This window comes from Acidiferrobacterales bacterium, from assembly GCA_028820695.1.
Lineage (GTDB): Bacteria > Pseudomonadota > Gammaproteobacteria > Arenicellales > JAJDZL01 > JAJDZL01.
Genome location: JAPPIB010000028.1, coordinates 1 through 15,508, shown reverse-complemented (window position 1 = coordinate 15,508; position 15,508 = coordinate 1). Strand labels below are relative to the sequence as shown.

Sequence of the window (15,508 nt, the reverse complement as noted above, 5' to 3'; positions counted from 1 at the left end):
TATGTCCAAAGTTGTGATCGCCGATTTCGGTACAGGTAATCTTCACTCTGTAATCAACGCCATCGAGAAGGTGGCCGATACCGCAGATGTGATTCCAACTCATCATCCCAGGCAGATTAGAAGTGCGGACCGTCTCGTGCTCCCCGGCCAGGGGGCAATCGGAACATGGATGAAAGAACTGCGCAATGACGAAGTCAGAATGGCAGTCGAACTCGCAGTGAAAACCAAACCGGTGCTCGGAATCTGTCTCGGACTCCAAGCCCTTTATACCCACAGCGACGAGGATGGCGGTGTCAATGGACTGGGCTTTCTGTCCGGTCACGTGCGAAAGTTCGACAGTCAGTTGATGGATGCAGGCCGAAGAATCAAAATTCCGCACATGGGCTGGAGCAAGGTGCACCAGACTGCGGAGCATCCGCTTTGGGAAGGAATCCCGCAGGATACCCGATTTTACTTCGTGCACAGTTACTGCGCACAGGCAGGGAATCAATCCGAAGTTTCAGCGACTGCCACTTATGGAATGCAGTTTGTGTGTGCGGCGGCCAAGGAAAACCTGTTTGCCGTTCAGTTTCACCCGGAAAAAAGTCGGCAACAGGGACTGCGACTGCTGGCCAACTTTATCGACTGGAACGGCAGTCGATGAATTGAGGCTACAATGACAGACATATAATCTCAATCCTCTTTCTGTGACCTTCCTCTCCAATCATGCTCCTTATTCCTGCAATCGACATCAAGGATGGACGCTGTGTTCGACTCGAGCAGGGCAGAATGCTGGACGCGACTGTCTATTCGGACGACCCGGTCAGTCAGGCGGATCGTTGGGTGGACTTGGGTGCGCGGCGAGTTCATATCGTTGATCTGAATGGAGCGTTCGAAGGCGCTCCTGTCAATGCTGATGTCATCGGCAGAATCACCGAAAGACATTCGAACGTAGAGATTCAGGTCGGTGGTGGTATCCGGACGCTCGAGACAGCCAGACGTTACTTTCAGGCCGGAGTCACATACGTCATTGTTGGTACGCGCGCAGTCAACGAACCGTCATTTGTCAGCGAAATTGATTCGCGGTTTCCCGGACAGGTGATCGCAGGCCTCGATGTTCGCGAGGGCCGTGCAGCAGTCGAAGGTTGGGCTGACAGCGGTCGCGCCGATGTCGTTGAACTGGCGAGCGAACTGGAACTGGCCGGCGCGTCAGCAATCGTCTACACAGATATTGAGCGCGACGGAATGTTGAGCGGAGTCAACGTCGAAGCGACTGCGCATCTGGCTTCAAAACTGTCCATACCGGTGATCGCGTCGGGTGGAATCAGCGATATCGGGGACATCGAAAACCTGCTCGATGCCTGCGACCACGGTATCGCGGGGGCCATTGCCGGCAAGTCGCTTTATGAGGGCACACTGGACTACCCCGAGGCGATGCGGCTGATTTCCATTCGAAAAGGTTTAGTCAGTGGCGAGGCAGTCTGACATGCCGCTCGCAAAGAGAATCATTCCCTGTCTGGATGTTGACGACGGACGAGTCGTTAAAGGCGTGAAGTTTGTCAACATCAGGGACGCAGGTGATCCTGTCGAGGTCGCCCGCATCTATGATGAGCAGGGGGCAGATGAAATTACATTTCTTGACATTACAGCGAGTTCCAGCGGTCGTGATACGATTATCAGTATCGTTGAGGATGTCGCCCGGCAGGTGTTTATTCCGCTTACTGTCGGCGGCGGCGTGCGAAGTGTAGATAATATTAGAAACCTGTTGAACGCAGGTGCGGACAAAATATCGATCAATACAGCTGCGGTGGAACGTCCCGAATTCATTGAGGAGGCTGCCGGCAGGTTCGGTTCGCAATGCATCGTCGTGGCCATAGATGCCCGTCGCATGCCCGATACCGAACCAATCGCCTGGGAAGTCTACACACATGGAGGCCGGACACCGCGCGGACTGGATGCCATTGACTGGGCAGTCCATCTGTGTGAACTGGGTGCAGGTGAAATCCTGCTTACGAGTATGGATCGGGATGGAACCAAGATCGGATTCGATCTGGAACTGACGCGGGCGGTATCCGAATCGGTTCCAGTTCCCGTAATCGCATCGGGGGGCGTCGGTGAGTTGTCCCATCTGGCGGATGGAATAGAATTCGGTCATGCCGACGCAGTGCTTGCGGCAAGCATATTTCACTTCGGTGAATTCACGATCGCACAGGCGAAAGCGCATATGCGTTCAAGAGGTATCGAGATTTGCGAAGTGATTCAGGAGCAATGAAATGGCGGATAATTGGTGCGATGAGTTGAAGTGGTCTGACGATGGGCTGTTGCCAGCGATCGCGCAGGATGCGGAATCCGGCAAGGTTCTGATGGTAGCCTGGATGTCACCTGAGTCGTTGCGGTTGACGGCATCTGAGGGTCGGGCGGTTTATTGGTCGCGATCCCGCAACAGGCTGTGGTACAAGGGAGAGGAGTCCGGGCATGTGCAGACCGTACGGGAAATCCGGATTGACTGTGACTCTGATGTGATTCTGATGCAGGTCGAGCAAGGGGGAGGCATAGCCTGTCATACAGGCCGAGAGTCATGCTTTTTCAGAAAGCTGGAAGACGGCGAGTGGACACAAGTCGATCCTGTCCTGAAAGATCCGGAGGAAATTTACGGAAACTAGGGATTGAGATGTGGTGCGTCAGGATATTCTTACAGCATTGATGGAAGTCATCGAGTCAAGAAAGGACGACAGTCCCGATCGATCTTATGTGGCATCGCTGCACGAGCAGGGTGTGGAGGTCATGTCTTCAAAAGTAGTTGAGGAAGCGAACGAAACCGCGCAGGCGGCTGAGGCCGGCGACATCCAACAGGTCGTGTACGAAACAGCTGACTTATGGTTTCATTCTCTGGTATTGCTGTCTCGTTTCGATCTGACTCATGACAGCGTGCTGGACGAACTCAACAGACGATTCGGAGTGTCCGGGCTGGAAGAGAAAAAGTCACGGAGTTGACTAATTTTTTTGATTTGAATGATAATTTGTTGATTACAGTACTATTCAAGGTTAGAAAATTGAACCGGGAGGGGAAATGTTTGGTCCAGGAGGTATAAGCATCTGGCAGTTGCTGATCATACTTGCCATCGTTGTGTTGTTATTCGGCACAAAGAAGTTACGGGGTATGGGCGGTGATCTGGGATCGGCTATCAAAGGCTTTAAGAAATCCGTGAAAGAGGATATGGACGAGGATGACAAATCCGACGAATCGCTCGAAGATTCAACTGCCAAGGCTGCCACAGAAGACGTCGACACCGCCGAGAAAGAAAAAGCCTGATCTTTACGCCATAGTGTTGTCAGGTGAGGTCACGTCAGCGTGTTTGATATCGGTTTTTGGGAAATTGCGATCATCGCATTGATCGCGTTGCTCATACTTGGACCGGAACGGTTGCCTCGCGCAGCACGCAGCGTCGGTCTTTGGGTTGGCAAGGCGCGCAGGACCCTGGCTGAAGTCAAGCGTGATATTGATCGGGAACTCGACGCCAGCGAGCTCAAGGAGTTGAAAAGCATCAAGAAGGACCTTGAAGAGACAAAATCCGTTATCGATAAGGACATGGCTGAGACCAAGGCGGTATTTGACGAGGCTGCCACTTCGCTTGACGAGGAGATTGCCGAAGCAAGTGAAACGGTCGCGGTGAAAGCGGATTTTATAAATCCCGAACCCGTCGTCACAGAAGAGGACGCGGGTGTGGGTGATGAAATCAAGTCTACCGGTTAAGATATCACATGGCTGAAGATAATCACGACCCTAACGCAACCGGTACGACATTCATCTCCCACCTGGTGGAGTTACGCCAGCGCCTGATGCGCGGGGTGATCGCCATTTTGGTGATTTTTGTCGCTTGTGCACCGTTTGCCAACACGCTCTACGAGTATCTGGCCGCCCCTCTGATGGGAGTCTTGCCAGAAGGTAACACCATGATCTCAACAGAGCCTCATGGGCCGTTTTTCGTACCGTTCAAGTTTGCTTTCGCATTCGCTGTCGGCATCGCAATGCCATACCTGCTCTACCAGCTTTGGGCCTTCGTAGCCCCCGGGCTGTACAAACATGAGAAGAAGGCGGTGGTGCCGCTTCTGGTTTCAAGCAGTATTCTGTTCTATCTGGGTATTCTTTTCGCCTACTACGTTGTCTTTCCGATTATTTTTGCGTTCTTTACCGGAACCGCGCCGGAAGGCGTTGCGGTAATGACTGATATCAACGCCTACCTGAGTTTCGTACTGAAACTGTTTTTTGCATTTGGTATCGCATTCGAAGTGCCCATCGCGACAGTTTTGCTGGTGAAGGCCGGCGCGACAACACCGGAAAGTCTATCTGCCAAACGTCCCTATATCATTGTTTCGGCTTTTGTGGTGGGTATGTTCCTTACGCCGCCGGATGTATTTTCCCAGACCATGCTGGCGATTCCGGTGTGGATTCTATTCGAAATCGGGCTTTATTTTTCCAGGCTCACACATGCCAAGAAGCTGAATAAGGAAAAAGAGGATGAGGTTGAACTCGATCCGACCGGTTGAGGTGCCTCGGCGATGCCTCACGTCATTGTGAGGATATGATCGGCAGTCATTCAAGAGCCGATCTGAAGTGAGACAGTCTAATTGAGCAAGTCGAACGCTTCTCCCCAACAATCCGACAGAAGGTAACCCTTCGGATAGGGATCAGTGGGGTCAAGCCCGATTTGATGCATTCCATGAATCCAGCCCCTACCGGTGATTGAAGGTACAACCGCATCTCGTCCATAGACTTGTGTGGTTCGAAGCAGCTTGACCTGAAACTCGCTGTCAATGATGGACAAAGCGGTGAATTGATCTCCCACCTGAACCTCGCCTCTCGAATGCATCACCGCCATCCGGGCGGAGTTTCCGGTACCGCACGGTGACCGATCAATCCGGCCCGGTGGCAAGATGGTAGCACCATTCAGCCGTCCGTCATCAGTTGTGCCAACGAACATGACATAGGAAAGACCGTTCAGCGCAGAAAATTCCGGATGTGCAATGGTGAGCTGGCTGTTGGCGGCACGCTGGATTCTTGATCCGGCATCTACCAGTGCGCGAGCACAGTCAGGATCAATGGTCAGATTGACTGCAGCGGGGTCGACCAGTGCATAAAAAATTCCGCCGAACGCTATGTCGATCGGGACCGATCCGAATCCTTCCACCTCGACTTCTACATTTGTGGAGTCCACATAGCAGGCCGGCATTTCCAGTTCCACACTCAGACATTTTCCATTGGAGCAAGTCGCCTTGGCAGAAACGAGACCCGCGGGCGTGTCCAGAATGACAGTTGTCTCAGGCTCATGCATCTCGACAATACCGGTTTCCAATATGGTGGTGACGGTGCAAATCGCATTGGAGCCGGACATGGCATGGGCCTTGTCGCCTTGAAGAACGATCATAGCGACATCAGCTTGCGGTCTAGTCGGAGGCAGCAGCAACATCGTACTCATTTGCGCATAGCCTCGAGGCTCCAGTACCAGGAACTTCCTCAGGTCGTCACCGTCGGTATTCATATAGTCGAGCTTTTCGACCATCGTGGTGCCAGGAATATCAATCACTCCAGCGGTGATGATACGCCCGACCTCACCCTCGGCGTGGGCTTCGATCATTGTGACAGTTTTTTTCCAGCGCATGATTGTCGGCAATGGCTACATCGTCAATGCAAACCTTACAATATTTGGGCTCTTTCCAATGAGCAATGACAAGAGTTTTCGCATTGATCCCGAGTCATGAACCAATCTCATGACCAAGTGGAGATGTTTCACGTAGTTGAATAAAACCAGTATATCTGTTGATACGATTTCTCAGAGATTGCAATAGCGTAGGAAAGTCCTGAATTACCGCCTATCGTCTTCCCGTCCCAGGCGATCCGATGAGATTGATGGCCATTCCTTCCTATCGTTGTATATTGTGTAATATAGGACTTGTATTTCTTGTTTTACACAATATATAATGGGGGTTATGTTCATTCGAGATATATCCCAAGAACTTCTGCAGCAACTAAAAGAGTATCCCATTGTAACGTTGCTGGGACCTAGGCAGGCCGGAAAAACAACGCTGGCAAGGACGTTACTGAAAGATTATGCGTATGTCAGTCTTGAAACACCCGACATCCTGCAATTCGCCCGCGAAGATCCCAGAGGGTTTTTGAGTTACCATCCCGAAAGGGTTGTTTTTGACGAAATTCAACGCGCGCCTCACTTGATCAGCTATCTTCAAGGCATGGTAGACGAATCTGGAATAACAGGCCAATTTGTACTCACAGGCTCTCATCAGCTGGAATTAGGGGCCGCAATTGCCCAGTCTCTGGCGGGGAGAACAGGCATTCTGAAGCTGTTGCCGCTTTCGCTAAGTGAATTGAAAGCGGCATCGCGCACCTTTGTTACTTTCGAGGAGTATATCTTCACGGGGTTTCTTCCGCGCATTCATGACCAGGGCCAACGTCCAAGCACTGCGTATGCGAACTATTACCAGACCTATATCGAAAGAGACATTCGCCAGATCATACAGTTGAAAAACGCCAGCGTGTTTGACAAGTTCATCCGCTTGTTCGCTGGGCGAGCAGGCCAACTGATGAATCATCAGTCTCTTGCTGCGGATGTTGGTGTGGACGCCAAAACAATCAAGGAGTGGATTTCAATTTTGGAAGCCTCCTTCGTCGTCCTCAAACTTTCTCCATACTTCGAGAACTTCGGAAAAAGAGTAATCAAGTCACCGAAGTATTACTTTACGGATACGGGACTGCTGTCCTACCTGCTTGGCATTGAAAAACCGATGCAGGTCACCCGAGATCCTTTGGTGGGTCAATTATTCGAAAATCTGGTTGTACTTGAGGCCTTCAAGACCCAATATAACTGTGGTCGGATACCGAATCTGTATTTTTTCCGAGACAGCCATGGTAACGAAATTGATTTACTGTACGCGGTTGGACGGAATCTGGTCGGAGTCGAAATCAAATCTGCCGCAACATTCACTTCACACTTCAAGAATTCGCTGTTGCGTTTTTCGAAGAGGTATTCACAGCTTCAATCGAGCTATGTTGTTTACAACGGGGAGGCGAGACAATTCAGCGACGGCATTGCGGCCATAAACTACATGGATACGTCCTCAATTTTTTAAATCATAGCGTTGGACGGCGGGATTGGATGGCAACTCCTGCGTTACCGATCAAACTGCTCGACAAGCCTATACCTCGGGATGTGTGAATTTGAGGGGGTGTGCATCTATGAGCATCCCTTTCAACTCAACCTCAATTTTTCATTTTTGACTTCAGCTCCTGACTGACCATTTACACGAATGAATGATTCTGAAACTCTTCGATTACCACTGAAGTTCGTTTCATACTTCCGTAAGTAACTGCAGCATATCCGGTAAACCGATAGCATCAACGCCTTCCGAAACCGGATACCTCTCCTGTCCCGAATAAACGACAAAACTCCTATGGGGCTGAATATCTTCACAAGCGTGATAAAAGCCTCTTGTGAGTTTAACCGATAGTGTGCGCTTGATTTCAATCGCCCAAATTTCAGATCTGCCCGGGAATTCCAAAACCAAATCAACTTCAGCCCCTGCTACAGTTCGGTAGAAATTCGATTGCGTTCTGTACGGAAGGCCAGAGAGTAAATTCTCTATTACAAAGCCTTCCCAGCTCGCTCCAACAACAGGGTGCCCGAACAAGTTGTTATGGTCTCCAATACCGAGCAGTGCATGAAGCAGTCCGCTGTCTCGGACATAGACTTTCGGTGACTTCACCAGTCGCTTCCCAACATTTACGTGACGGGGTGCAAGCTTTCTCGCCAATAGGAGATCAACCAACAAATCGATATATTTTGTTATTGTCGGGGCGGATACCGACAGTGCAGACGCTAGACTGGAAGCGTTTAGGAGCGATCCCTGTCTATGAGAAAGCATCGTCCATAAAGATTCTAACGTCGCCGCCGGAATCCGTGGGCCAAGTTGGGCAACATCTCTTTCAAGATAGGTCCGTATAAAGTCTTTTCTTAGCTTAAAGCTAAACTCATCGCTGTCAGCCAGGTAACTATCCGGAAATCCGCCTCTGATCCACAACTGGTTCATTGCGTCATCAGCAATACCAACCTCCGAAATATCCAACGGATGCATATCGACATACTCGATACGGCCTGCCAGTGACTCTCCAGATTGTCTGAGCAGGTCAATGGATGCTGAGCCCAAAATCAGAAAACGACCCGTTCGTTTTCCTTTGAGGCGTCCTTTATCAATGATTCCCCGCAAAGTTTGGAAGAGCTCGGGAGCACGATGAATCTCATCAAGAATCACCAACTTGTCCTCGTAGTGCTCCAGGAATAGCCGCGGATCGATTAGCTTTTCACGATCACTTCGATCTTCCAAATCCAGATACAGCGCATCTCGTTCTTCTGCGATCTTGCAGGCAAGCGTTGTCTTGCCAACCTGGCGCGGCCCAATGATGGCCACCGCCGCCTGTCGGTTTAGGGCTTCCCTTACCGTTTGTTCTACTCTTCTTTCAATTAACATTGTTAATTGTAAATATATTTTTGAATATACAATTATATACGATGACCAAATAGATGATGTGGAAACCTCTCACCTGGACCGATAGAATAGGTTGAAAAAGAGGGGTCGACGATGCAGACGACACAAGATTACGCAATCATTGGGTTTGATTTGGCATCTCACGCAGCATTTCGAATAGCGGGTGAGTCATTCCTCGATCAGATTGTGAGTGTAAGTGACGAACACGGTCTTTGAATTCGATTTTCGGTGGGCTTGACCCGTTCCATGTCAATCAGCAGCCTATACTGCAAGTCATTCATTGAGCGCGATGAACTTCTGTAAAGACTTGTCAGTTGCCGGCTACGCAATCTTGCTGACTGTAATCATGGTCCAGTATGAATTTAGATTTTTGTCCAGCATATCGTCCGATCACCACGCGAATCGGCCCGCTAAATTTCAAGAACAATACAGTTGAGTGGTTCATGATATGAATGGATTGATCGCAGTTACTCCATCGTAAGCTTGCTCATGGTTCAGATCTTCAGTGAAGATTTCCGTGCAACTCATAACCTTGGCCGCAGCGAGTATCGCGCCGTCCCAATAAGATATGTGGAACCGCTGACTGATCGAGACACCTTTACAGAAAATCTCGAATGTTACATTCTGCACACGAATATGTCCGATGCTGTCAATGAATTCTAACGCCAGGAGGTGCGTAATCGCACCGGTCCGAGCAGGGCGTGTCGCCTGACAATAAAACTCTTGAATGACCTGCACTGATAAGGCCAGATCTTCTGCAATCAGAATTTCCTTGGCAATCCGCTGTTTTGCCGCTTCTACTGGATTTGGGCTGATCGCGTAAAGCAGTATGTTCGTGTCGACAAATCGCAACAAGCCGCCTCGCACGATCGCTCTAGCCGTCATCGTCCATATCTTTCCGGCCCAAATCCACCGCGGGATCAAGCGTTGATCTTGCATGATCGTATAACGATTTGCGGGGCAGATTATCCACAGTGCTGAATTGGGGAGACGATGAACGAATCTTTCGGATGACTTTCTCAAGTTTTTTCTTGCGAGTTTCTGCTTGGGTCTCTGCTGTAGTCTGTCCAGTCAGTGAACTGACTTCTCCCTGATTTTCAACCAGACTTCTCAAATAATCGCGCACCAATGCGGAAACAGAAGTGTCCATTTCAGCGGCCCGAATACGCGCAGTCCGGTAGGTTGCATCATCAACTGTTACGGTTATATTTTTCATCACATATTCACAGAAATAAATTTACACCGCGATAATTATATGGGACATTGAATGAACGGGTTGTCAGAGTTCGAACCGAACTCGAGCAAGTCAGGCAAAATTCGAAGGCTTCATTCAACAAGGTTACAGATAGCCGTTTACACGGCCATCAATCACCTTGATATTCATTTATTATCAGATTATGCAATCAGGCTCACGGTTTGCCGGCAGGCGGTTGACAGTGACGGGTTTTGAATCGAGCCAGGCCGCGGTGACACCCTCCCGCGGATGAGGCGCGCTTTGCATGATTAAACCCAGGCAAGGCAATCCAATGCAATACAGTGAGGGAGCACCAGTGCGATTCGAATGTACAACAACGCAGGCAGTATCCAGGGCAAAGTTGGCGTTAGCAAGCTATCCTCGAAAGTGGGAATAGTATCGTCAGTGATTATTTCACAAAGCCATTAATTGAGATCAGTACACTTTCGGAAGCTTCTGCACTGTCACCATGCTTCTTTTAGAAGATTGTGAGTTTGTGCTGCCAAGAGCACTTTGTGGAAAGTCGTCTTGCCAGCAAGTCGATCACAAGTGGGCGGTCTAAAGCCAGTTTGACGGAAAAAGTTCCTGTCCTGACAGTGAATTACCAGCGTGTCCCAAATTGCAGACCTAGTGAGTTTTCAGATTCGATGTTGCCGCCATCATCAAACCAGGACCTTTGAACGTTAATTTCAAGTGTCCAGTTGCCAAGATCAGTTCGGGCAAACTGCCAATTCATACTGTAATCTCGCTGGCCAGATGATTCGCCGTAGCCGATTCGTGGAGTTAGCGTGAATCTTTCATCGAATGTTGAAATACCGTAGCCGAATTCCATTTCGAAACGCTGTTGATCAGAATCGCCACCGTTGTCGTCTTCTGACAGGCTCTCAAGCGTACGGCGTCCAAACAGCGCTTCCACGCCATTATCGGATGAAGATCCAATCGACTGGTTGAGCGTGAGGAAAGCACCGCTACCTTTGTTTGACCGGGCATCCCACGAAAACATTGCTGAATACCCCACATTCTCGAACTCTTTAGAGTCGTGGCTAATAAGGCCACGTCCTCTCAGGTCTGCGGAAATACCCCGCCCCGGATCATTCCAGGAGACCCCAGCTCCGACATCAACTCCATATCCTGTTTCCGCATCACCATCATCATGTCTTGCGCCGATTTCGAAATCCAATGCCAGCAAAGAGCCATCGTCGAAGTGAAAAGGTTTTACTCCCTCTATTCCAAACCTGAGACGCGTCACTTCAGCGTCCTCAGCCAAGAGTCCGAGTGCCTTGTCTGTCGTCGCTCGCATACCCATTGCGTCGGCTTTTAGTGCAAGTTCAAATTCACCCTTGTGCGCTCCATCAATCAATATCCCCCGCAACCCGACTGAGGCCATCATGAAGTCCAAATCAGTTCGGAATGTCGTTGGAACCTCATCGCCCTTAGTTTCCGGCGTTAATGTCAACGCGCCATTGGCATAACCTGCTACACCCCAGACCGTAAATCGATCTGACAACTCGTAGCTTCCCCAGGGATAGAGGCCGCTGAGTGTTGCAGTTATTTGTGCACTGCTGCCATCATCAGAACCATAGCTGCCCTCACCCTTGGTGTTTGCAGCGATCAGGCCAGCAGTCATGTCTCCCTGGCTCCAGTCAGCCCCGAGAAGTAGACTGGTTACCTCACCATCCAATAACGTGTCGCTATCGCGGCCTTCAAAATCCGATCTCGTGGCCTTGCCCCAGAGTGCGTAGTGCCCGTCGAGAGAATCTCCTGTTGCCACTGAGAATGAGGTGCCCAAAAGCATTTCTTCATTGGTGACCGTTCGAGTGACTGTTGTTTGCGTACTATGTGGGTCTAAACCGTTTTCTAGCAAGTTGGCGTGACGTTCCTTACCAAATTCCATCCCGTACTCGCGTAATTCTGTCCCAGTTATCTCAACATGATCTCCTTGGTCTGAAGATGTTTCAAAGAGTGGGTTTAAGTTTACGCCTGCAAGATTAACTTCCAGACCTGATGTACGCTGTGTGCGAATCCGGTTATCTACTGTATCAAGCACCTGCTCTGCGACTGTGCGGCCGAAACGCGCTATCCACGGTTTCAGCGATATTTCGCCAAGCATGTTAACGATGGTCAGGGTTCCGCTTTGCACATTTAATTCGGAGACGCTGGTTGTTCCTTTGACTTCAACAGTTTCATCGGTTTCTTCCAGCATGTCGTTAACGGGTGTGAAGGTAAAGACCTTGCTAACGGCCATTTGGTTAGCTGGAATGGTGATTGTGAAACCAGGTACCGGTTCAAAATCTTGAGACTCGGTTGCAGTTTTGCCGACAACCGAAATATTCACTACGGTGTCAGCACCGCGGGTACCAGGTCCGATTTCTGCTTCCAGCGTAATGGTTTTAGCTCCACCGTTTTCGGCCACGCTCGCTGGTGTCAACGTGAGCGTTACGTCAGTTGCCTCCGGATCGGTGTTTCTAATTATCACCGAAGCCGGTGTTATTTCGTAGCCGTCAATCTCTGATGCCCCGGAAACAATGACAGACTCTTCGGGTTCGTCTGTCAAGTCGTCTATCGGCGTCAAGATGAAAGTCGCACTACCGCTCGTCGCTTCAGCAGGAATAATCAGAGTGAAATCGTCAACTGCATCAAAGTCCGTCGCTTGTGCTGTTCCAGGACTGACTGAGATTGTCAGTGGCGTGGCCTGCGGATACGTCGTACCGTTAACTGAAGCTGTAACTGTAATCTCTGTAGCTCCATCTTCTTCATGTATGACGGCAGGGGACACACTTAAAGTTGCAGCAACATCATTGTCGGTAATGTTAATGCTGTCAGACGTTACTTTCAGATCTTCGTTGGTACCGTCAATCGAGATTCGTTCTTCCCGCTCATGATGCGAGTCATCGATTGGTGTGAGTGTGAAAGTATTACTGCCGCTGGCAGCACCCGCTTCGATCGTAATGTCAAAGCTTGATACCTCTTCATAGTCCGTACCAGATGTTGCACTGTCATCCTCATTACCTACCGTTACCGCCACAATCTGATCAGTGGCGAGAATCGTGCCGCCTTGCAAGGTTGCAGTAACTGTAGTGCTTGTCGCTTTGCTGTTTTCTGCAATTGTTTCCGGATATGCACTGAGAATTATTCCAGTGGGAAATGCATCGTCATCTTTGATCGTCAGGGTTCCGCTATGAATAGTCAAGTCAGATACGTTAGTGGTCCCTGAGATTGTGACAGTCTCATCTCCCTCCACCAATATGTCATCAATTGGTGTAAAGGCAAAGTCCTTGCTGAATTGCAACTGGTTAGCCGGAATCGTAATTGTGAATCCGGACACCGGTTGAAAATCATCTGATTGTGTTGCCGTATTGCCGACAATCGATATACTCACATCGGTGGCCTCGTTCCGAGTACCCGAATCGAATTTAGCTGTCAGTGTAATGGTTTGTTTGCCGCCGTTTTCATCCACGCTCGTCGGCGACACCTCGAGTGTCAAGCCACTTGCAGGCGGGTCCATGTTGTGAATCAATAGTGTTGCCGATGTCACTTTGAAGCCATCAATTTTGGATGTCCCGGAAACGATGACCGACTCTTCCGGTTCGTCGGTCAAGTCATCCACTGGTGTAAAGGTAAAGTTCTTGGTCGCACTTATTGCCTGTGCCGGAATGGTCAAAGTGAAGTCTTCAACCTCCTCAAAGTCTGCCGCCTGCGCCGTTCCGGGATCTACAGAGATTGTAAGTGGCGTGGCTTGCGCCCTGGGCGAACCGTTCAACGAGACCTTAACGGTAATCTCGGTCGCACCTGCATTTTCATTGACGCGGCTCGGCAAGACACTTAGGATCGCCGCAACGTCGTTATCGGTAAGGCTAATGCTGTCAGCCGTTACTTTCAGATCATCATTGGTTCCACCAATCGTAATACTTTCTTCCGATTCATAGGCCGTATCCTCGATCGGTTCTAGCGTGAAAGTTTCGCTACCGCTGGCATCACCTGCATCGATCGTGATATCGAAATCGGAAACGGCTTTGTAATCCGTCCCGGATACTGCGCTGTCGTTGGTATCGCCCACAGTCACAGATATGATTTGATCGTTATTGAAGCGTGAATCACCCTGGAGGGTGGCAGTGACTGTAATAGTCGTTGCATCATCGCCCTCAGCCACGCTGTTCGGAGAAGCACTTAGCGTAATTCCGGTCGGTGCAGCATCGTCTTCTTTAATTGTCAAAGATAGATCTGTCGGATTCGACACGCCTCCACTGGTCGCTGTCGCTGAGACTGTGATTGTCTTGTCTTGTGCGACTACCGAGTTATCGATTGCAGTGATGCTGACAGTACCAGTACTTGATTGAGAACCGGCCGCAATTGTCAGGATGGTATTTGTACTCAATGAGAAGTCGCTTGTTGTCGCTGGGGAAACCGCTACAGCAGAAACCGTAAGGGAAATATCTGCGCTCGCTGCGGCGCTCAGACTGGCAGTGACCGTGCTCTCACCACCATTTTCGCTGATTGACGCGGACGACAGATTGAGGGTGACTATCGGTAAATCGTCATCATCATTGATCTTGCCAATGCCGTCCAGGTTTGTATTATCACCTGAGAAGCTTGCATTGGTCGGCGAGCTAAGTCGCAGAATGATGGTTTCGTCTGACTCGTGAATCTCATCGCCATTCACCGAAACGGCTACAGTCTTTTTCTTTTCACCCGCACTAAAGGTCAGTGTTCCTGATGTGATTGCTGCATAGTCGGTGGCGGAGGTCGCACTGCCGGTTAGTGAATCAGCATAAAGCACAGTCACAACCTTACCGCTGGCGGATGACAAGGAGACTGTATACGTCAATGTGTTAGTGCCACTATCACCCTCCGAGACAGTCGGTGCGTCGATTGATATAGTTGGCGGGCCATCATCATCGGTTACTGTGACCGCGATACTTTCCGCTGTCTCACCGTGATAGTCGGTGTTGACGGCACTGACCGTGTGAGTGATCGTTGTTGTTCGCTTGGCATCTGGATTGTCAAGATCATCGCTTTGGCCAGTTACCACAACACTCTTCGAACTCCAATCGGTGGGCGTAAACTTCACACTGCTCTTGTCGAGCTTCGCAACTGCGGTATCTGCACTCTCCAGGTTTATGGTTACTGTTCCGCTTGGTTGAGTGCTAAGACTAATTTGATAACTTTTTTCATTCTCTTTTTTGTCATTCGTCTGAGTGTCGTCAGATTCTGCCAAAGTAAGTGAATTTGGGAATACAGCAATTCCGCGAGTCGCATCATCATCCGTGATCCTGCCAGTGCCTTGGCCGGCACCTGCACTGCCTGACACCGTCGCATTGGTCGGCGTGCCGAGCGTGACAATCACCGTCTCGTCAGCCTCATCAACCGTATCGCCGGTGACCTTGATGACAATCGTGCCAGTGCTGGCGCCCGCAGCAATCGCCACCGACTTGACTGACACCGTCTCGTAATCCGTGCCTTCTCCCGCCGTGCCGCCCAGCGTGTAGGGCACCGTCACGTCCTTGCCGCTCACCGCAGAAAGACTGACCGTGAAACTCATGTCTGCCGTCGCCTTCGGATCATCGCCCTCGGCAACCGCACTGGCATCGCCCACCGATACCGTCGGCGTCGCATCATCATCCGTGATCTGTATCGTGTCCGAAGTGATGGCAACAGTGCCCGATTCACCGGCAATGCTCAAGGACTCAACCGCCTCATCCAGCGCATCGTCAGTGGGATCAAGTGTGAATGTCTTGC

General features: G+C 50.3%; 15 protein-coding genes. 10 read left to right on the top strand and 5 right to left on the bottom strand.

Annotated elements, in window-relative coordinates; all coding sequences use genetic code 11:
- Nucleotide 1 precedes the first annotated feature (1 nt).
- The 8 genes from hisH to tatC all read left to right on the top strand — a co-directional run bounded on the left by hisH (nt 2) and on the right by tatC (nt 4,527).
- On the top strand, nt 2-643 hold the full coding sequence (gene hisH / locus OXI60_04185; GenBank protein MDE0309015.1) for an imidazole glycerol phosphate synthase subunit HisH: 642 nt from the start codon (nt 2-4) through the stop codon (nt 641-643).
- A 62-nt stretch (nt 644-705) separates the two neighbouring features.
- Nucleotides 706-1,464 carry a 1-(5-phosphoribosyl)-5-[(5-phosphoribosylamino)methylideneamino]imidazole-4-carboxamide isomerase gene (gene hisA, locus OXI60_04180; GenBank protein ID MDE0309014.1) on the top strand — a complete coding sequence of 253 codons (759 nt, stop codon included), beginning with the start codon at nt 706-708 and terminating at the stop codon, nt 1,462-1,464.
- Between the two features lies 1 nt (nt 1,465).
- Entirely contained in the window at nt 1,466-2,251 is a 786-nt protein-coding gene (hisF, locus tag OXI60_04175; protein MDE0309013.1) for an imidazole glycerol phosphate synthase subunit HisF, read from the top strand.
- 1 nt (nt 2,252) lies between these two features.
- On the top strand, nt 2,253-2,642 hold the full coding sequence (gene hisI, locus OXI60_04170; GenBank protein MDE0309012.1) for a phosphoribosyl-AMP cyclohydrolase: 390 nt from the start codon (nt 2,253-2,255) through the stop codon (nt 2,640-2,642).
- Between the two features lie 13 nt (nt 2,643-2,655).
- Entirely contained in the window at nt 2,656-2,973 is a 318-nt protein-coding gene (locus OXI60_04165; protein MDE0309011.1) for a phosphoribosyl-ATP diphosphatase, read from the top strand.
- A gap of 76 nt (nt 2,974-3,049) precedes the next feature.
- Nucleotides 3,050-3,292, top strand: coding sequence for a Sec-independent protein translocase subunit TatA (gene tatA / locus OXI60_04160; GenBank protein MDE0309010.1), 243 nt, complete (start codon nt 3,050-3,052; stop codon nt 3,290-3,292).
- A gap of 39 nt (nt 3,293-3,331) precedes the next feature.
- Nucleotides 3,332-3,733 carry a Sec-independent protein translocase protein TatB gene (tatB, locus tag OXI60_04155; protein MDE0309009.1) on the top strand — a complete coding sequence of 134 codons (402 nt, stop codon included), beginning with the start codon at nt 3,332-3,334 and terminating at the stop codon, nt 3,731-3,733.
- 8 nt (nt 3,734-3,741) lie between these two features.
- Nucleotides 3,742-4,527, top strand: a complete 786-nt coding sequence (tatC, locus tag OXI60_04150) for a twin-arginine translocase subunit TatC (GenBank protein MDE0309008.1) — start codon at nt 3,742-3,744, stop codon at nt 4,525-4,527.
- A 77-nt stretch (nt 4,528-4,604) separates the two neighbouring features.
- Here the strand turns inward: tatC and OXI60_04145 are convergent, their stop codons facing one another.
- On the bottom strand, nt 4,605-5,639 hold the full coding sequence (locus OXI60_04145) for a proline racemase family protein (GenBank protein ID MDE0309007.1): 1,035 nt from the start codon (nt 5,637-5,639) through the stop codon (nt 4,605-4,607).
- A 328-nt stretch (nt 5,640-5,967) separates the two neighbouring features.
- Here OXI60_04145 and OXI60_04140 point away from each other — a divergent pair, with 328 nt between their 5' ends.
- A complete protein-coding gene (locus OXI60_04140; GenBank protein ID MDE0309006.1) occupies nt 5,968-7,125 on the top strand; it encodes an ATP-binding protein in 1,158 nt (385 codons plus the stop codon).
- 219 nt (nt 7,126-7,344) lie between these two features.
- On the opposite strand, the gene OXI60_04135 is transcribed toward OXI60_04140, so the two are convergent.
- The 4 genes from OXI60_04135 to OXI60_04120 form a co-directional block, all read right to left on the bottom strand.
- Nucleotides 7,345-8,520 (bottom strand): ATP-binding protein, encoded by a 1,176-nt coding sequence (locus OXI60_04135; GenBank protein ID MDE0309005.1) that lies wholly within the window; start codon nt 8,518-8,520, stop codon nt 7,345-7,347.
- A 459-nt stretch (nt 8,521-8,979) separates the two neighbouring features.
- On the bottom strand, nt 8,980-9,423 hold the full coding sequence (locus OXI60_04130; GenBank protein ID MDE0309004.1) for a PIN domain-containing protein: 444 nt from the start codon (nt 9,421-9,423) through the stop codon (nt 8,980-8,982).
- On the bottom strand, nt 9,413-9,754 hold the full coding sequence (locus tag OXI60_04125) for a hypothetical protein (GenBank protein MDE0309003.1): 342 nt from the start codon (nt 9,752-9,754) through the stop codon (nt 9,413-9,415). Before OXI60_04125 ends, OXI60_04130 begins: the two co-directional genes overlap by 11 nt.
- Nucleotides 9,755-10,373: 619 nt before the next feature.
- Complete coding sequence (locus OXI60_04120) at nt 10,374-15,365, bottom strand: hypothetical protein (protein ID MDE0309002.1); 4,992 nt, start codon at nt 15,363-15,365, stop codon at nt 10,374-10,376.
- Between OXI60_04120 and OXI60_04115 the strand changes: the two genes are divergently transcribed.
- Nucleotides 15,310-15,508 (top strand): hypothetical protein (locus OXI60_04115; protein MDE0309001.1); only part of this gene is annotated, 199 nt, incomplete at its 3' end. The genes OXI60_04120 and OXI60_04115 overlap by 56 nt on opposite strands.

What these genes read in the sequence shown, in the direction of transcription:
- hisH (MDE0309015.1), top strand. Translation starts at nt 2, where the DNA reads ATGTCCAAAGTTGTGATCGCCGATTTCGGTACAGGTAATCTTCACTCT.
- hisA (MDE0309014.1), top strand. Translation starts at nt 706, where the DNA reads ATGCTCCTTATTCCTGCAATCGACATCAAGGATGGACGCTGTGTTCGA.
- hisF (MDE0309013.1), top strand. Translation starts at nt 1,466, where the DNA reads ATGCCGCTCGCAAAGAGAATCATTCCCTGTCTGGATGTTGACGACGGA.
- hisI (MDE0309012.1), top strand. Translation starts at nt 2,253, where the DNA reads ATGGCGGATAATTGGTGCGATGAGTTGAAGTGGTCTGACGATGGGCTG.
- tatA (MDE0309010.1), top strand. Translation starts at nt 3,050, where the DNA reads ATGTTTGGTCCAGGAGGTATAAGCATCTGGCAGTTGCTGATCATACTT.
- tatC (MDE0309008.1), top strand. Translation starts at nt 3,742, where the DNA reads ATGGCTGAAGATAATCACGACCCTAACGCAACCGGTACGACATTCATC.
- OXI60_04145 (MDE0309007.1), bottom strand. Translation starts at nt 5,639, where the DNA reads ATGCGCTGGAAAAAAACTGTCACAATGATCGAAGCCCACGCCGAGGGT.
- OXI60_04140 (MDE0309006.1), top strand. Translation starts at nt 5,968, where the DNA reads ATGTTCATTCGAGATATATCCCAAGAACTTCTGCAGCAACTAAAAGAG.
- OXI60_04135 (MDE0309005.1), bottom strand. Translation starts at nt 8,520, where the DNA reads ATGTTAATTGAAAGAAGAGTAGAACAAACGGTAAGGGAAGCCCTAAAC.
- OXI60_04130 (MDE0309004.1), bottom strand. Translation starts at nt 9,423, where the DNA reads ATGACGGCTAGAGCGATCGTGCGAGGCGGCTTGTTGCGATTTGTCGAC.
- OXI60_04125 (MDE0309003.1), bottom strand. Translation starts at nt 9,754, where the DNA reads ATGAAAAATATAACCGTAACAGTTGATGATGCAACCTACCGGACTGCG.